The 15,496-nt window shown below is 64.9% G+C and carries 15 protein-coding genes; 9 read left to right on the top strand and 6 right to left on the bottom strand.

All coding sequences use genetic code 11. The annotated features are described in order from the left end of the window. Positions 1 to 2 precede the first annotated feature (2 nt). The gene (locus IVB31_RS09070; RefSeq protein ID WP_247320967.1) at positions 3 to 1,406 is read left to right on the top strand and encodes a DUF2235 domain-containing protein; all 1,404 of its coding nucleotides are present in this window, start codon (positions 3 to 5) and stop codon (positions 1,404 to 1,406) included. A gap of 28 nt (positions 1,407 to 1,434) precedes the next feature. Here the strand turns inward: IVB31_RS09070 and IVB31_RS09065 are convergent, their stop codons facing one another. Beyond that, on the bottom strand, positions 1,435 to 2,700 hold the full coding sequence (locus tag IVB31_RS09065; protein WP_247320965.1) for a D-amino acid dehydrogenase: 1,266 nt from the start codon (positions 2,698 to 2,700) through the stop codon (positions 1,435 to 1,437). Positions 2,701 to 2,770: 70 nt separating this feature from the next. Next, on the bottom strand, positions 2,771 to 4,099 hold the full coding sequence (locus IVB31_RS09060) for an aspartate aminotransferase family protein (protein WP_247320963.1): 1,329 nt from the start codon (positions 4,097 to 4,099) through the stop codon (positions 2,771 to 2,773). Between the two features lie 160 nt (positions 4,100 to 4,259). On the opposite strand from IVB31_RS09060, the gene IVB31_RS09055 reads away from it, so the two are divergent. Next, the gene (locus IVB31_RS09055) at positions 4,260 to 4,808 is read left to right on the top strand and encodes a cupin domain-containing protein (RefSeq protein ID WP_247320961.1); all 549 of its coding nucleotides are present in this window, start codon (positions 4,260 to 4,262) and stop codon (positions 4,806 to 4,808) included. Between the two features lie 44 nt (positions 4,809 to 4,852). Here IVB31_RS09055 and IVB31_RS09050 read toward each other — a convergent pair whose 3' ends face one another. From IVB31_RS09050 to IVB31_RS09040, 3 genes are read right to left on the bottom strand one after another with little or no spacing between them, the layout of a single operon-like run. After that, positions 4,853 to 7,108 (bottom strand): xanthine dehydrogenase family protein molybdopterin-binding subunit, encoded by a 2,256-nt coding sequence (locus IVB31_RS09050; protein ID WP_247320959.1) that lies wholly within the window; start codon positions 7,106 to 7,108, stop codon positions 4,853 to 4,855. After that, positions 7,101 to 8,156, bottom strand: coding sequence for a xanthine dehydrogenase family protein subunit M (locus IVB31_RS09045; RefSeq protein ID WP_247320957.1), 1,056 nt, complete (start codon positions 8,154 to 8,156; stop codon positions 7,101 to 7,103). The genes IVB31_RS09050 and IVB31_RS09045 overlap by 8 nt, the downstream gene beginning before the upstream one ends. Further along, a complete protein-coding gene (locus IVB31_RS09040) occupies positions 8,153 to 8,650 on the bottom strand; it encodes a 2Fe-2S iron-sulfur cluster-binding protein (RefSeq protein ID WP_247320954.1) in 498 nt (165 codons plus the stop codon). The genes IVB31_RS09045 and IVB31_RS09040 overlap by 4 nt, the downstream gene beginning before the upstream one ends. A 239-nt stretch (positions 8,651 to 8,889) precedes the next feature. On the opposite strand from IVB31_RS09040, the gene IVB31_RS09035 reads away from it, so the two are divergent. Continuing rightward, positions 8,890 to 9,528, top strand: a complete 639-nt coding sequence (locus IVB31_RS09035; RefSeq protein ID WP_247321247.1) for a TetR/AcrR family transcriptional regulator — start codon at positions 8,890 to 8,892, stop codon at positions 9,526 to 9,528. Between the two features lie 53 nt (positions 9,529 to 9,581). Next, the gene (locus tag IVB31_RS09030) at positions 9,582 to 9,989 is read left to right on the top strand and encodes a DUF4864 domain-containing protein (protein ID WP_247320952.1); all 408 of its coding nucleotides are present in this window, start codon (positions 9,582 to 9,584) and stop codon (positions 9,987 to 9,989) included. On the opposite strand, the gene IVB31_RS09025 is transcribed toward IVB31_RS09030, so the two are convergent. Next, the gene (locus tag IVB31_RS09025; protein ID WP_247320950.1) at positions 9,986 to 11,173 is read right to left on the bottom strand and encodes an MFS transporter; all 1,188 of its coding nucleotides are present in this window, start codon (positions 11,171 to 11,173) and stop codon (positions 9,986 to 9,988) included. The genes IVB31_RS09030 and IVB31_RS09025 overlap by 4 nt on opposite strands. Positions 11,174 to 11,425: 252 nt before the next feature. Between IVB31_RS09025 and IVB31_RS09020 the strand changes: the two genes are divergently transcribed. The 5 genes from IVB31_RS09020 to IVB31_RS09000 all read left to right on the top strand — a co-directional run bounded on the left by IVB31_RS09020 (position 11,426) and on the right by IVB31_RS09000 (position 15,485). Next, complete coding sequence (locus tag IVB31_RS09020) at positions 11,426 to 11,845, top strand: hypothetical protein (protein WP_247320948.1); 420 nt, start codon at positions 11,426 to 11,428, stop codon at positions 11,843 to 11,845. Positions 11,846 to 11,918: 73 nt separating this feature from the next. Further along, positions 11,919 to 12,203, top strand: coding sequence for a hypothetical protein (locus tag IVB31_RS09015; RefSeq protein WP_247320946.1), 285 nt, complete (start codon positions 11,919 to 11,921; stop codon positions 12,201 to 12,203). A gap of 9 nt (positions 12,204 to 12,212) precedes the next feature. Beyond that, the gene (locus tag IVB31_RS09010) at positions 12,213 to 13,652 is read left to right on the top strand and encodes a TolC family protein (protein ID WP_247320944.1); all 1,440 of its coding nucleotides are present in this window, start codon (positions 12,213 to 12,215) and stop codon (positions 13,650 to 13,652) included. Between the two features lie 13 nt (positions 13,653 to 13,665). Further along, the gene (locus IVB31_RS09005; protein ID WP_247320942.1) at positions 13,666 to 14,997 is read left to right on the top strand and encodes a copper oxidase; all 1,332 of its coding nucleotides are present in this window, start codon (positions 13,666 to 13,668) and stop codon (positions 14,995 to 14,997) included. Between the two features lie 35 nt (positions 14,998 to 15,032). Then, complete coding sequence (locus IVB31_RS09000) at positions 15,033 to 15,485, top strand: cupredoxin family protein (protein ID WP_247321244.1); 453 nt, start codon at positions 15,033 to 15,035, stop codon at positions 15,483 to 15,485. Positions 15,486 to 15,496 lie beyond the last annotated feature (11 nt).

Raw genomic sequence — 15,496 nt, 5'->3', positions numbered from 1 at the left:
ACATGCGGAAACGGATCATTCTTCTGCTGGACGGCACGTGGAACGATGCCGATTTTAGCCTGTATGACACCAACATCATCAGGTTGCGTGAGATCATTTCTGGAAGCTTGATGGGGACCGCACCGCTGACGTCGACGGCCAGCAAGGGGCCGCAACTCAAGCCAGGAGAGCGGATCGCGTCGGGAAGAAGTCTGGACGGAACATTCGAGAACATCGTTTTTTACGAGCGGGGTATCGGGACCGACGCCGGCGATCGGTTTCGCGGCGGCACCTTCGGCGATGGTCTTGAGCGCAATGTGCGACGCGCATACAAGTTCTTGTCTTTCCACTACAGGTTCGGCGACGAGATCTTCATTTTCGGATTTTCGCGGGGCGCTTATACGGCACGATCACTGGTCGGGTACGTCGCAGCTGCCGGGCTCCTGCGCCAGGAATGGTGCACCAGTAATATCGAGAATGTTGCCTGGAACTTCTATCGCACGGCACCAAACGATCGTGTTCCTGGCACGTGGACCTATCTATCCCCCTACGTCCACGATCGGGCATCAATGAGTATTGACTGCGTCGGCCTCTTCGACACTGTCGGCGCGTTGGGCATCCCCCTTGCCCTGCTCCGGCGGTTCAACCGGCAGCGCTATGAATTTCACAACGTTGATCTGGCTTCGATCACGAAGGTCAATTTACACGCGTTGGCAGTCGACGAACCACGCCTTCCCTTCCAGGCAAGCGTATGGCGGCGATCGAAATTCAAGGATCTTGCCAGCATCACCGAACAAGTCTGGTTTGCCGGTGCACATGCCGACATAGGCGGCGGATATGTGCGTGGCGACGAGCGGACGGCACCGTTCGGCAATCTGGACGACATCACACTGGATTGGATGCTGAAGCGCCTTCACAAACACTTCCCAAACTTTCCAATAGACCTGCCGAAGATGTGGAAATCGGTCGGTGAGAGGGACACACTGGCCGATCAACACAATCCTAGACGTCTCTACTATCGTGCGTTCCCGACCGCCGTGCGGTCAATTTGCAATTATCCGACGACTGCGAATCGATGGCGGTACGAACGCGAGGTGAGCCAGGATCGCCATGCCGAAGTCGTCGGAGAAATGATCCACGTTTCCGTCCTGCAGCGGTTGGGTCACCCCGTATGGCGCGATAGGGAACGGAGCATCTATCGGCCCAGAAATGTTCTCGCCGTGCTGGACGTCATCCGAGAGTCGTACAGCGACCCCGAATTCGGCAAAACGAATCGCGGCATTCGGGTCGTGGGCTGGAATGGCGAACCGCTCGACCTCGTGTCGGGGCGCGAAACCGTCATGAATTCCATGATTGCGGCACAGTCCAGGCTCGATGATCCCGTCAATGTTCGCCAACCCTGGTTGGACGCGCGGTCCGCAATCTGACAACCGGGCCAGCAATCATCCCGTTGCCTCACCCAAACCGGTGATTATACCGATCCACCGTCAGCGCACTGACGTCGACGTCCGGCTTCTTGCCCGACAGCATGTCCGCGAGCACCCGGCCGGAGCCGCACGACATGGTCCAGCCAAGCGTGCCGTGGCCGGTGTTGAGATGGAGGTTGCCGTATTGCGTCGGGCCGATCACGGGCGGGCCGTCGGGCGTCATCGGGCGCAGGCCGCTCCAGAACGTCGCCTTGGAGAGATCGCCGCCGCGCGGGAACAGGTCGGTCAAGGAATGATCGAGCGTGGCGCGGCGCGCGTCGTAGAGCTGGCTCGAGAAGCCCGAAATTTCGGCGGTGCCGCCGACGCGGATGCGATCGCCGAGACGGGTGATCGCGACCTTGTAGCTCTCGTCCATCACGGTCGATTCCGGCGCGCCGGAGGCGTCCTTGATCGGCACCGTGATCGAATAACCCTTCACCGGATAGACTGGCAGCGAAATGCCGAGCGGCGCAACCAGACGCGACGACCAGCTTCCGAGCGCGAGGACGTAGCTGTCTGCCTGCAGCATGCCGGCACTGGTCGCGACACCGCTGACGCGCGCGCCGTCGGTGACGATGCGGTCGATGCCGGTGTTGAACAGGAAGCGGACGCCGAGCGCTTCGGCATGCTTGGCCAGCGCCTGCGTGAACATGTGGCAGTCGCCGGTCTCGTCCTGCGGCAGGCGAAGCCCGCCGGCGAACTTTTCCTTCACACCCGCTAGCGCCGGCTCGACCGCAATGCAGCCCTCGCGGCTCAGCACCTCGTAAGGCACGCCATACTGCTTGAGCACGGCGATGTCCTCAGCCGTGCCGTCGAGCTGCGCCTGATAGCGGAAGAGCTGCAGCGTGCCCTGCGAGCGCTCGTCATACTGGATGCCGATGTCGCGGCGCAAATCACGCAGGCAATCGCGGCTGTACTCCGCGATCGGGATCATCCGGCTCTTGTTGACCGCGTAGCGCGCGCTCGTGCAATTGCGCAGCATCTTGGCGAGCCAGACCCACATCACGGGGTCGAGCTTCGGCCGGATCACCAGCGGGCCGTGCTTCATCAACAGCCACTTGATCGCCTTCACCGGCACGCCGGGACCGGCCCAGGGCGAGGAATAGCCGGGCGAGACTTCGCCGGCATTGGCGAAAGAGGTCTCCAGCGCCGGTTCGGGCTGACGGTCGACGACCGTCACTTCGTGGCCGGCACGTGCGAGGTAGTAGGCAGAGGTGACACCGATGACACCGCTGCCGAGGATCAAAACTTTCACGCTTCGTCAAACTCCCGCGGCATCACGCTCGCCGCTGCAAGGAAACAACTCGCAACGGCGAGAGCAATTATCAGGCCACGCGCTTGATGGCGTCGCCCAGGATCGAGACGATATCATCGATGTGGCTCTTCTCGACGATCAAAGGCGGCGACAGCGCAAAAGAGTCGCCGCTCATGCGGAAGTACAGCCCGCGATTGAAGCAGTCGACCATGACGTCGTAGCCACGCGCACCGACCGTGCCGTCACGCGGCGACAGCTCGACCGCGCCCATCAGGCCGCAATTGCGGATGTCGACGACGTTCGGCAGCCCCTTCAGCGAGTGCAGCGCATCGCCCCAGTATTCGGCGATCGACGCACCGCGCGTGAGCAGGCCTTCATCCTTGTAGATGTCGAGCGTTGCGATGCCGGCGGCGCAAGCCGTCGGATGCGCGGAATAGGTGTAGCCGTGGAACAGCTCCATCGCGTTCTCCGGGCCGACCATCAGGCCATCGTGCACCTTGCGGCTCGCGAACACCGCGCCGCAGGGAATGGTGCCGTTGGTGATGCCCTTGGCCGTCGTCATCAGATCAGGCGTGACGCCGAAGAAATTTGCTGCGAACGGCGTGCCGAGACGGCCGAAGCCGGTGATGACCTCGTCGAAGATCAGCAAGATGCCGTGCTTGTCGCAAATGGCGCGCAGGCGCTTGAGATAGCCCTTTGGCGGCGGCAGCACCGCGGTCGAGCCCGGGACCGGCTCGACGATGACGGCGGCGATGGTCTCGGCGCCGTGCAGGGCGACGAGGCGCTCGAGATCGTCGGCGAGCTCGGCGCCATGCTCCGGCTGGTCCTTGGCGAAGGCGTTGCGGGTGAGGTCATGGGTGTGGCGGATGTGGTCGACGCCCGGCAGCAGCGTGGCGAAGGCGCGGCGGTTGGCGACCATGCCGCCGACCGAGGTGCCGCCGAAGCCGACGCCGTGATAGCCGCGCTCGCGGCCGATCAGGCGGGTGCGGCTCGCCTGGCCGTTGGCGCGGTGATAGGCGAGCGCGATCTTCAGCGCGGTGTCGACCGATTCGGAGCCGGAATTGGTGAAGAAGATGCGATCGAGGCCCTTCGGCGCGATCTCGGCCAGACGCTCGGCAAAGTCGAAGGCCAGCGGATGGCCCATCTGGAACGACGGCGCGAAGTCCAGCGTCATCAGCTGCCGCTCGACCGCGGCGGCGATCTGCTTGCGGCCGTGGCCGGCATTGACGCACCAGAGGCCGGCGGAGGCGTCGATCACCTTGCGGCCGTCGACGGTGGTGTAGTGCATGCCCTCGGCCGAGGAGAACAGCCGCGGCGCCTTCTTGAACTGCCGGTTGGCCGTGAACGGCATCCAGAACGAATCGGTCTTGATGGTGTTCGGAATCTGATGAAGGGTCACGGGCCACGCTCCTTTGCTGACAGGACAGCAGAGCCACGGTTCCGAAAGGGCAACAAGTCCTTTTCTGGTGGCCTGCAAGCCATTGATTTAACTGGGGCTGCCGGTCCATATTTGCGCGATCCGCAACACTTGCAACACAGGACCAGGGCAGGACCAGAACATGAGCGTCGACATCGGTGGACGGCTGCGATTCATCCGGGCGCGCCAGAAGCTGTCGCAGCGGGAGCTCGCCAAACGCGCGGGCGTCACCAATTCGACGATCTCGCTGATCGAATCCAACCAGATGAACCCGTCAGTCGGGGCGCTCAAGCGCATCCTCGACGGCATTCCGATGGGGCTTGCCGAGTTCTTCGCGCTGGAGCCGGAGAGCCGGCGCAAGATCTTCTACCGCTCGGAAGAGCTGACCGAGGTCGGCAAGAAGCCGATCTCCTATCGCCAGATCGGCGACAATCTGTTCGGCCGCAGCCTTCAGATCCTCAAGGAGCGCTACGAGCCCGGCAGCGACACCGGACGCGTCCACCTCGTCCATGAGGGCGAGGAAGGCGGCATCGTGATCTCGGGCAAGCTCGAAGTCACCGTCGAGGACGAGCGCCGCATCCTCAATCCCGGCGATGCCTATTATTTCGAGAGCCGCCGCCCGCATCGCTTCCGCTGCGTCGGCGGCAAGCCGTGCGAGGTGATCTCGGCCTGCACGCCGCCGACGTTTTGAGGACGGCGAGCGCAGCTCACCCGCCGGCCCCCATCCAATCAGAGTTACGTCAGCAGTTCCTCGATCTTGATCGGAAAGCGACGCACGCGCACGCCGGTTGCGTGCCAGACCGCGTTGGCAACCGCACCGGCACTGCCGGTGATGCCGATCTCGCCGACGCCCTTGATGCCAAGCGCGTTCACGTGCGGATCGTGCTCGTCGACCGTGATGACGTCGAGCGGCGGCACGTCGGCATTCACCGGGATATGGTACTCGCCGAGATTGGCATTCATGATCCGGCCGGTGCGGCGGTCGGTGATGGCTTCCTCATGCAGCGCAAAGGACAGGCCCCAGATCATGCCGCCGAACAGCTGGCTCTGCACCATGCGCGGGTTGACGATACGCCCCGCCGCGAAGGCGCCGACCATGCGGGTGACGCGGATCTGGCCGAGTTCGGGATCGACCTTCACTTCGGCGAACACCGCGCCGTGGGCGTGCATCGCATACTCCTCCATCGCCGCAGGGTTCGGCGCGCCAGTGCCGCGGGCTTCGACCTCGGCAACGCCGGCGCGCGCAAGGATCTCGGCATAGCTCTCGCTGCGGCTCTCGTCATCGCGGCGGACCAACCTGCCGTCGCGCGCGATCACGCCGGCATTGCCGGCGCCGTAGAGCGGCGAGCGGTCGTCATTGGTGGCGAGATCGGCGAGCTTGGCGATCACGGCGGCACCGGCGCTGTGGATCGCAGCGCCTGCGGTTGCCGTGTGCGCGGAGCCGCCGGCAATGCCGGCGTCGGGTAAATCGGATGAACCCGCCTTGAACGCGACGCGGTCGATATCGAGGCCGAGCTCATCGGCCGCGATCTGGGCCAGCGCCGTCCAGGCGCCCTGCCCCATGTCGTGCGCGCCGATCTCCATGACGCCGGAGCCGTCGCGGCGGAGCACCGCGCGCGCCTCGGCCTGGAACATCAGCGCCGGGAAGGTCGCCGTGCCCATGCCCCAGCCGACCAGGAGGCCGGCATCGTCGCGCATCTGTCGCGGCTGGAGCGAACGCTTCGACCAGCCGAAACGTGCCGCACCCTGCTCGTAGCAGGCCCGCAGCGCCTTCGAGGAGAACGGCTTGCTCGTGATCGGCTCGACCTCGGCATAGTTCTTCAGGCGGAACGCCAGCGGATCGATACCGCAGGCCCAGGCCATCTCGTCGATCGCGCTTTCAAGCGCGATCGAGCCGGTCGCCTCGCCGGGCGCGCGCATGAACAGCGGCGTGCCGGTGTTGACGCGCACCGCGTCATGCGAGGTGCGGATTGCGGGCGCGGCATAGAGCGTATGCGAGGCGTCGGCCGCGGGCTCGTAAAAATCGTCGAACGTGCTCGACACGGTTCTCGCATGGTGATCGAGCGCGGTCAGACGTCCCTCGTTGTCGGTGCCGATGCGCAGCCGCTGGCGAGTCGGCGCGCGATGGCCGACCGGGCCGTACATCTGCTCGCGGCGCAGCACGAGCTTGACCGGCTTGCCGACCAGCTTTGCGGCCATGATGCCGAGGACGGGGGGGCCGGCCATCAGCCCCTTGGAGCCGAAGCCGCCGCCCAGGAAGGGACTCCGGATGTGGATCTTGTCATGCGCGATGCCGAACAACTCGGCCACGCGCGCAAGCGACAGCATGAGCCCCTGGGTCGGCATGTCGATTTGCAGATGATCGCCGTTCCAAGCGGCGACGATGGCATGCGGCTCCATCGCGTTGTGATATTGCGGCGGCGTCTCATAAGTCGCATCAATCTGCTTGTCGGCCGAGGCAAGACCAGCCTCGACATCGCCGCGGTGATTTTCCGTCGGATTGCCGACGCCGACGACCGGCGGCACGAAACTTTCGCCGGCATCCAGGCCGACCAGCGCGGGCAGCTTCTCGTAACGCGGCGCCAGCAGCTCCGCGCCTTCGGTCGCCGCTTCCAGCGTCTCAGCGATCACGACGGCGATCGGCTGGTTGGCGTAGCGGACCTCTTTGCTCTGCAACACCTCCATCCGGAATACGAAGGGACTGGTCTTGATCTCGGGGTCGATCGCGAGCTGCGGCTTGTGATCGGGAGTCATGACGTCGACGACGCCGGGATGGCGTTTTGCAGCGGCGACATCAAGCGAAGTCACCCGGCCGTGCGCAATGCTGGAAACCGCCATCACCGCGAACAGCATGCCCGGCGGATGATTGTCGGCGGCGTAGGTCGCCTGCCCCTTGACCTTGAGGATGCCATCGCGGCGGGTCAGCGGCTGGCCGATGCTCGAACCGTGGCGAAGATGGGCGGGAGCGCTGGTGAGATTCAGCTCAGGCATGGATGGCTCCAGACGTCGAAACAAAGGGAGAGGCCGGCAGCGCGGGGATGCGCGCGGGCGTCCCGGCCGCGGCAAGGGTCAGCGCGCGCACGACGATGCGGCGCGCGAGTTCGATCTTGAAGGCGTTGTCGCCGGACGGCTTTGCGTCAGTGAGCGCGCGCCAGGCGGCTTCCTGGAATGCGTCCGCTGTTGGCGTGACGCCCTTGAGCACATCTTCGGCGGCGCGGGCACGCCACGGCTTTGCGGCGACACCGCCAAGCGCAAGCCGGGCTTCCGCGATCTTGCCGTTCTCGATCCGCAGCGCAGCGGCGGCCGATACGACTGCGAAGGCGTAGGAGGTGCGCTCGCGGACCTTGAGATACCGCGCATGCGCGGCGAAGCCGCGTGCGACGGGCGGCAGACGCAGCGCGACGATGAGGTCGCCGGGTTCGAGTGCGGAGTCACGCTCGGGTGTATTGCCCGGAAGGCGATGCAGTTCGTCGAGCGCGATCTCGCGGCGGCCGTTCCTGCCCTCGAACTCGACAACGGCGTCGAGCGCAACCAACGGCACGCAGAAGTCTGAGGGGTGCGTCGCGATGCAGTTTTCGCTCCAGCCGAGCACGGCGTGGGTGCGGTTCTCGCCGCCGATCGCGTCACAGCCGCTGCCGGCCTCGCGCTTGTTGCAACGGCTGGCCGTGTCGTAGAAATACGCACAGCGCGTCCGTTGCAGCAGATTGCCGCCGACGGTCGCGGCATTGCGCAGTTGCGCGGATGCGCCGGAGAGCAGCGCTTCAGCGACGGCCGGATAGGAACTTGCAAAGTCGGCGTCATGCGCAAGATCGGCGTTGCTCACCAGTGCGCCGATGCGCACACCACCATCGGCGAGGCGCTCGATCTGGTCGAGCCCCTCGAGATGCGTGACGTCGACCAGACGGTCCGGACGGCTGACACCGCCTTTCATCAGATCGAGCAGATTGGTGCCCGCAGCGAGATAGGTCGCACCCGGCTGCGCGGCGGCCGCGATCGCCTCGGCGACCGTGGCGGGCCTGACGTAGTCGAATAGTTTCATGCGGAGCGCCTCTGATTGGATTCGTCCATGCCGGCCTGCGCGTCGAGCACGGCATCGACGATGCCGGCGTAGGCGCCGCAGCGGCACAGATTGCCGCTCATGCATTCGCGGATGCGCTCGGGATCGTTGCCGGCCTGGGCCTCGTGCATCATGCCGATCGCGCTCATGATCTGGCCGGGCGTGCAGAAGCCGCACTGGAAGCCGTCATGGGCGATGAAGGCGGCCTGCACGGGATGAAGCTGGTCGCCGCGCGCGACGCCTTCGATGGTGAGGATGTCGGCGCCATCATGGCTGATGGCGAGCGCGAGGCAGGAGTTGATGCGCTTGCCGTCGACCAAAATGGTGCAGGCGCCGCACTGGCCGCGGTCGCATCCCTTCTTGGTTCCGGTGAGATGGAGGCGCTCACGCAGCAGATCGAGCAGCGTGACGCGCGGATCGTCGAGGACGAAGTCGCGCCGCGCACCGTTCACGGTGAGGCTGATGGAGTGGTTCATACAAGGCTCCGATCAGATATGGACATGGGTCGTCGCGCAGCGTGCCACCGCCGTGGCCGCCGTCGCTATCGCGCCGCCCGGACGTGGCCCCGAGCCGACACCAGCGAAGATACGGAGGCACCCTCCGTTTAACAAGGGCCGGCGGCAAGTATTTGGAATTCGTCAAAAGCCCGTGCGCATCAACGCGATGCAGCCTCACAAGGGTTCAATCTAACCAATTCGTGATCTACATTGCCGGCATGGACGAGCACACCGACCAGACCCGGAAGCCCCGCGCCGACGCCGTGCGCAATCGCGAGCGCGTGCTGGAGGCGGCCAAGGCCGTGTTCAACGCGGGTGGACCGGACGCGAGCCTGGAAGCCGTCGCAAAACGCGCCGGCGTCGGCATCGGCACGCTCTATCGGCATTTCCCGACGCGCGAGGATTTGTTCGAGGCGGTGTACCGGCGCGAGGTCGAGCAGCTCAGCGAGTTCGCCGAGCAGTTGAAGAATGCGAAGGACCCGGTCGACGCGCTCAGGCGCTGGCTGCACTCAGGGGTCGAATTCGTTGCCACCAAGAAGGGCATGGTGGCAGCCTTGGCACTCGCGGTGCAGAGCGGGTCGGAGTTGCATGCCTTTTCCTTTGAGCGCCTGACCAAGGCGATCGGCTCGCTTCTCGAGCGCGCAGCCGCGGCCGGTGCGATGCGGGCGGACGTCAGTCCCGAGGACTTGCTGCGCGCGTTCTTCGGCATGTGCTACATGCACGACCAGCCCGGCTGGCAATCCTCCGTGCTGCGGATGCTCGACGTGTTCGTGGATGGGCTGCGAGTGCGGCCGGTCGCGAAGGCCAACGCGCACGCTGCCAGAGCGACGAAGCCGGCGACGAAACGGAAGCGATAGCCGCGCAAATGTGCTAGGATCGGCGCCGCCGGGATATCAACGCGGAGCCCGCCATGCGCATTGCCGCCTTGCTCGTCTTTCTCAGTGTCGCCTTCAGCCCTATCGCAGTGTTCGCCGACAACGTCACCGCCGCCCAAGGCGTGATCCGCGCCCAGGAGCAGGCCTTCGTCCGCGACGATGCGGCGGCGGCCTATTCCCACGCCGCCCCGGCAATCAGGGAGTTATTCCCCGCGCCCGACATCTTCATGTCCATGGTGCAGAACGGCTACGCGCCGGTTTACCGGCACAAGAGCTTTGAGTTCGGCGACAGCAAAAGCGAAGGCACTTCGATTTCCCAGCGCGTTCACATCGTCGATGCCAATGGGGAGGCCTGGGAGGCGCTCTACACGCTCGAACAGCAGGGCGACGGCAGCTACAAGATCACTGGCTGCTCGCTGTTGAAGGCCGGGCGGGAGGTTTAGGTCGCAAAACCCGGTCTCGTGCCGGCCGCGTTCGTCCGCGAGCGGATCAGCAATGTCAGAACGATGCCGATATTGAGCGCGTTCCAGGCCACGCCGTTCGCGAACGCCGCGGCATACGACCCGGTTGCGTCGAAGATGACGCCCGACACCCAGCCGCCGAAGGACATGCCGAGCACGGAGGCGAAGATCACGATGCCGACGCGGGTTGCGGCTTCGCTCGCCGGCATCGCCTCGCGCACGATGATGGCGTAGCTCGGCACGATGCCGCCCTGGAACAGGCCGAACATCGCGGAGATCAGGTAGAGAGAGGCGAGGCTGTCGAAGAACAAATAGAACACCAGCGCAAAACCTTGCGCCAATGCCCCGATCAGCAATGTGGGGATGCCGCCGATCTTGTCGGCAAGGAAGCCCGAGCCGATCCGGCTGACGATGCCACAGGCCATCATCAACGACAGCATCTCGGCGCCGCGTGCCACGCCGTAGCCGAGATCGCCGCAATAGGCGACGATATGCACCTGCGGCATCGCCATCGCCACGCAGCAGGAGATGCTGGCGATCGAGAGCAGCACCGTCAGCGTGTTGGTCGAGAGCTTGAGATCGACCCGCGGCGGCGGCGCATTGGCATGATTGCGGACCTTGTCGTCGCCCATCTGCGTGCGCAGGACCAGCACCAGGATGGTCATCAGGCTCACACAGACGAGGCCGATGCCGATGTGCGTGTAGCGCCAGCCGATCGTCTGCATGCCCCCATTCACGATCGGTGGCCACATCGTGCCGGCAACATAATTGCCGCTCGCGACGATGGTCACGGCCAGGCCGCGATAACGCTCGAACCAGTGCGAAGCCTCCGCCATCAGCGGCGCGAAGGTTGCGGACGTCCCGAGCCCGATCAGGAAATACGCCGCCACGAACTGCCAGAGCTGAGTCGACAGACCCGCCAGCACATTGGCGACGCCGAGGAAGGCGATGCTGATCGCCATCGCCGCCACGATGCCGAACCGGTCGGTGATCCTGCCGGCGATCACGCCGCCTAGCCCGAAGCCGAACATCATCAGGGTGAAAGCCAGCGACACCGCGCCGCGCGTGGCGGCAAATTCAGCCTGCACCGCGGGAATCATGACCACGATGGCCCACATGCCGACGCCGCCGATCGAGCCGATCAGCAGCGCAATGGCGAGGCGCATCCAGGCCTGACGCGAATCAGGGGTGAATGTCTCGGGTGTTTGTCCTGGATGATTTGGTGCGTGCACGGCCGGACCATCGTCGCAGACCGTCATATGGTCAAGCAGCGTGATGATATATTGGGCATGCGCGGTGCACTGCGGTAAGAAGGAGCTTGGCGGACGCGCGTTTTGCCATTATTTTGCAGATGAGCGTGAGCAACATTGCCGCGCGGAGCGTATGTCGACGGAATGTTGCTGCGATTGACACGATCGATGCGGATCAGGGTGGGGCGCCTCGTTGCCCTCGCCTATCTGTTCTGCGTGCTCGCGCCCGCAGCAAGCCTCGCCTGGGACAATGGTCCAGCACCGTGCCTTGACGATGCGCTTCTCGCCAACCTTGTGCCCGTGCATCACCAGATGCAGGCCGGCCACGTTCATGATGGCGCTTCGCATGACCACGCCGGACCGCATACGCATCACCAGACCGCCGCACAGGACGCTCCCGCTCCGCATCATCATGACGGCAAGGGAACAGTGGGCCCGTGCTGCGCGATGATGTGCGTGAGCGCGCTGCCTGCCGATCTGCCCGGCTTGACCACACCGGTGCGGCCGATGTCGATCTGCACGCCCGAGATCGTGGCCAGCCTGCATAGCGCCGCGCCGCCCCAGCGCTACCGTCCCCCCATCGCCTGATCTGACCGACGTCAGGCCGCACGCGCATCCGCGCGCGCGAACCTGTGGTCCTACGACAGATCAGGGATGACTCATGCTTACGATTTCCGGGGCGGAGTCCGCCGTCGCATCCGCGGCGCGTGGACGACACGTTCGATTCTATTGGCCGCTGCTGGCCGTGATTGCGCTGGCGTTGTCCGGCTGCATGCCGGCGACGACCCAAGTCGCCATCGCCGACCCTGCTGACCCCGCGGCGAAGGTTGCGCCTGCCGGCTATCGCTCGACGATCGCGCCATACACCGGCCTGCGGCCGGCGACGCCGGCACCATGGCGCGACCGCAACGACGCCGTCACGCCGCAGCCGAAGCAAGACCGGTAGGAGCGCGCCATGGCACACCATTTTGCGCGGAGCCTGCTCGTGCTCACTGCGTTCGGGCTCACAGCAGTGAGTCTTGCCGGCTGCATGGCATTCTCCCCGGACGGAGGCATGACCACGGTCTCGGACCTCACCCGCGAGACCATCAAAAAGGACGTCGCGTTCGTTCGATCGGCAGAGGGAGCGGAGGCGGTCAACGCGACCGTCAGCCGGTTGCTGGCGCACACGCTGACCACCGAGAGCGCCGTGCAGGTCGCGTTGCTCAACAACAAGGGCCTGCAAGCCGCCTATAACGAGCTGGCGCTGGCCGAGACCGAACTGGTGGAGCAGAACCTGCCGCCCAATCCCGTGTTCTCGATCTCGCGGATCTCGGGCAATGGCGCCAGCGAGATCGAGCGCCAGGTGGTCGGCGACATCCTCGCGCTGGCCACGCTGCCGTTCCGGTCCGACATCGCCCGCGAACGCTTCCGTCAGGCCCAATTGCGTGCGGCGCTGGCGACGCTGCGGCTCGCCGCTGACGCGCGCCGCGCCTATGTCGGCGCCGTCGCCGGCAACGAGATGGTGGTGCTGCTGACCGACGCAAAGGCCACGGCGGAATCGACCGCCCAGCTCGCAGTCAAGCTCGGCGAAACCGGTTCGATCAACAAACTCGATCAGGCTCGCGAACAGGTGTTTTACGCTGAAACCACCGCCGACCTCGCAACCGCGCGGCAGACGGCAACGAGCGCACGCGAAAGACTGGCGCGCCTGATGGGATTGTGGGACGGCGGCCTCGACTTCCGCCTGCCCAGTCAAATGCCGCCGCTGCCGCGTCGGCCGCTGGCATTGCCCTCGATCGAAGCCGACGCAGTCGCCCATCGCATCGACTTGCAGATCGCGCGGCTGGAGCTGACGGCGCTGGCGAAATCGCTGAACCTGACCGAGGCGACGCGCTTCGTGACCCTGCTCGATCTCGCCGGAATCTCCCGCCGCACCCGGGACCCGGAGGGCGCACCATTCCGCGAACGCGGTTTTGACGTCCAGTTCCAGATCCCGATCTTCGACGGCGGCGAGGTGCGGGTGCGGCAGGCGGCGGAGACCTACAACCAGGCCTTCAACCGCCTGACCGAGCGCGCCGTCAATGTGCGCTCCGAAGCCCGCGATGCTTATCGCGTCTATCGCTCCAGCTACGACATCGCGAGCCACTACCAGCGCGAGATCCTGCCGCTGCGCAAGATCATCACGGAGGAGATGCAGCTCCGCTTCACCAGCATGCAGGTCGATATCTTCGCGCTGCTCACCGAAGCGCGGCAGCGCCTGGCGTCGCTGCGCAGCGCCACCGATGCCAGGCAAAGGTTCTTCCTTGCGCAGTCCGACTTGCAGACCGCCGTCAATGGCGGCGGCGCGCCCGCGGGTAACAGCGACAATTCAACCGACATCGCCGCGGCAGCGCCTGCCGATGGCGGCCACTGAGATGGAGGCCAGCATGTATTCCCGCCGAGGATTTTTGGGCACCGCCGCGCTTGCCAGTGCATCCGTCGTCAGCGGCCGCGTTCAGGCCGCCGCGATTCCGGAAGCTGCGCATATGGACAAGGTGGTGATGCAGCCGCTGTTGCACCCCATCAGCGGGCCGGACTACCGCCCGGTGGTCACGCTGAACGGCTGGTCGCTGCCATTCCGGATGAACGGCGACTGGAAGGAATTCCATCTCGTCGCCGAACCTGTTGTGCGCGAGTTCGCCGAAGGCATGAAGGTGAACCTGTGGGGCTACAACGGTCAGTCACCGGGCCCGACGATCGAGGCCGTCGAGGGTGACAAGGTCCGCATCTTCGTCACCAACAGACTGCCCGAGTACACCACAGTGCACTGGCACGGCATGATCATTCCCAGCGGCATGGACGGCGTCGGCGGGCTGACCCAGCCGCACATTCAGCCCGGAAAAACCTTCGTCTACGAGTTCGAGATGAAGAAGAGCGGGACCTTCATGTACCACCCGCACTCCGACGAGATGGTACAGATGGCAATGGGCATGATGGGCATGGTCGTCGTGCATCCGCGCGACCCGAGCTTTCGTCCGGTCGATCGCGACTTCGTCTTCGTGATGAGCACCTATCGCGTCGACCCCGGTACCTATCTGCCGCAGGTCAACGAGATGACCGACTTCAACATGTGGACCTGGAACGCGCGGGTGTTTCCAGGCATCGATCCGATGCCGGTCAGGCTTGGCGACAAGGTGCGCGTGCGCATCGGCAATCTCAGCATGACCAACCATCCGATCCATCTGCACGGCCACAGTTTTGCGGTGACCTGCACTGATGGCGGCTGGATTCCGGAGAGCGCGCAATATCCGGAGACGACGACGGACGTGCCGGTCGGTGCGGTCAGGGTGTTCGACGTGCTCGCCGACAATCCCGGGGACTGGGCGTTCCACTGCCACAAATCGCACCACACCATGAACGCGATGGGACACGACATGCGCAATTTGATCGGCGTGTCGCGCAAGGATCTCGCCAAGGCCGTCGGCAAGCTCGCGCCTGACAGCATGGCAATGGGCTCGACCGGGATGGCGATGGGCAACATGGAGATGCCTGCGCCCGACAACACGCTGCCGATGATGACCGGCACCGGTCAATTCGGCCCGATCGAGATGGGCGGCATGTTCACGGTGATGAAGATCCGCGAGGACCTCGCGCGCGACGATTACCGCGATCCCGGCCCCTACAAATTCCCGCAAGGTACCGTGGCCTATGAGATCGAGGCACCCGAGGCCGCGCCGGCACGGCAGCCCGGCACGCCCTCGCACAAGATGAAGATGTGAGCGTTTCGATGAACCACCAACTGGAGAACAAGAAGATGAAGACGATCAAACTCGCACTCGCGCTGGCTGCGCTTTCAATCGCGCCGGCTTTTGCTCACGAGCAGCACGAGCACGGAAGCTTTTCGGCCGGCGAGCCCGGCAATCCCAAGCAGCCCGCGCGCACCATCGAGATCCTGATGAACGAGATGGACTACGCCCCCGCCAGAATCGAGGTCAAACGCGGCGAGCAGATCCGCTTCGTGCTGCGCAATGTCGGCAAGGAGGACCATGAATTCCTGCTCGCCACCACCAAGGAGAATCTGGCGCATGCCGAGGTGATGAAGAAGCATCCGCACATGGAGCACGACGATCCCAACGGGGTCAGGCTCGCGCCGAGCAAGACCGCCGAGATCCTCTGGAAGTTCACCAAGGCCGGCACGTTCGAATTTTCCTGCCTGATCCCCGGCCATCGCGACTACGGCATGGTCGGGCACGTCACCGTGAACTGAAGCAATGGAGA

The sequence above is a fragment of the Bradyrhizobium sp. 21 genome, from assembly GCF_023073335.1.
Taxonomy (GTDB): domain Bacteria; phylum Pseudomonadota; class Alphaproteobacteria; order Rhizobiales; family Xanthobacteraceae; genus Bradyrhizobium.
The sequence above is the reverse complement of the archived record's forward strand: the minus strand, read 5'-3'. Positions and strand labels throughout refer to the sequence as shown.